Raw genomic sequence first — 1,431 nt, forward strand, 5'->3', positions numbered from 1 at the left:
GGAGGTGTCAGATGGTCTGTGTAAGTGGAGGGGTCTCCTACCTGGAGGAGATTGACTGTGACCATGACCGAGCCGAAGAAGGACGCCGGCGAGCAGGAGCCTGAGGCTCGTCGGCTGCGTCGGGAGCTGTTCGATGACGACATGCTCGACAAGCTGATGGCCGCGACCGATGAGCGGGGTTTGTCGCTGACCGGTGAGGGCGGGTTCCTGCCCGAGATGATCAAGGCCGTCCTCGAGCGTGGGATGGAGGCCGAGCTGTCCGACCACCTGGGGTATGAGAAGGGTGACCGGGCCGGGCATGGGTCCGGCAACTCCCGTAACGGCACCAGCCCGAAGACGGTGGGCACCGAGGTCGGGGACGTGCCCCTGGACCAGCCTCGGGACCGTAACTCCACGTTCGCCTCGGCGCTGGTGCCCAAGGGCGCCCGCCGCCTGGGCGGCCTGGAGGACATGATCATCAGTCTGTACGCCGGCGGGATGACGATCCGCGACATCCAGCATCACCTGGCCGCGACGCTGGGCACCGAGCTGTCCCACGAGACGATCAGCAAGGTCACCGATGCCGTGGCCGAGGAGGTGGTCGCCTGGCAGACCCGCCCGCTGGAGGCGTTCTATCCGGTCATCTACCTCGACGCGATCGTGGTGAAGATCCGCGACGGCGCGCACGTGGCCAACCGGTCGGCGCACATCGCGGTCGGTGTCGACATGGACGGGATCAAGCACGTCCTGGGTATCTGGGTCCAGGCCAGCGAGGGCGCGAAGTTCTGGGCCGGGGTGTGCGCCGAGCTGGCCAACCGTGGCGTCAAGGACGTGCTGATCGTCTGCTGCGACGGGCTCACCGGGTTCCCCGAGGCGATCGAGGCGACCTGGTCGCAGGCGATGGTGCAGACCTGCGTGGTGCACCTGATCCGGGCCTCGATGCGGTTCGTGTCCTACACCGACCGCAAGGCCGTCGCGGCCCTGCTGCGCCCGGTCTACACCGCACCGACCGAGGAGGCCGCGCTGATGGCACTGGCCACGTTCGCCGACTCGACCCTGGGTAAGAAGTACCCCGCCGCCGTCGCGACGTGGGAGAACGCCTGGGACCGGTTCACCCCGTTCCTGGCGTTCGGGCCCGCGCTGCGCAAGGTCATCTACACGACGAACTCGATCGAGTCGCTGAACTACCAGCTGCGCAAGATCATCAAGAACCGCGGCCACTTCCCCGGCGATGCCGCCGCGATCAAGCTGCTGTGGCTGGCGATCCGCAACATCGAGGACAAACGCGCCCGAGAACGCGCCAAGGAAGCCGGCCTACCCAAAGGCTCGCCCCGCAAGGCCCCCGGCAAACTCGTCGAAGGCTCGGTCATCCAGGGCTGGAAAGCCGCCCTGGGAGAGCTCTCCCTCGTCTACCCCGACCGCATCAACGCCCACCTGTAAACCCACTGTGAC

Annotated in this window: 1 protein-coding gene; it reads left to right on the forward strand. The window is 67.2% G+C overall.

The window, feature by feature from the left end; translation table 11 throughout:
* Positions 1-141: 141 nt before the first annotated feature.
* The gene (locus FXF60_RS16360) at positions 142-1,419 is read left to right on the forward strand and encodes an IS256 family transposase (protein ID WP_437440878.1); all 1,278 of its coding nucleotides are present in this window, start codon (positions 142-144) and stop codon (positions 1,417-1,419) included.
* The last annotated feature ends 12 nt before the right edge of the window (positions 1,420-1,431 follow it).

This window comes from Serinicoccus kebangsaanensis, assembly GCF_008919445.1.
In the GTDB taxonomy this organism is placed as follows: domain Bacteria; phylum Actinomycetota; class Actinomycetes; order Actinomycetales; family Dermatophilaceae; genus Ornithinicoccus; species Ornithinicoccus kebangsaanensis.

Excerpts from the sequence above, each read along its gene's own strand:
- FXF60_RS16360 (WP_437440878.1), top strand. The coding sequence starts at position 142 with ATGCTCGACAAGCTGATGGCCGCGACCGATGAGCGGGGTTTGTCGCTG.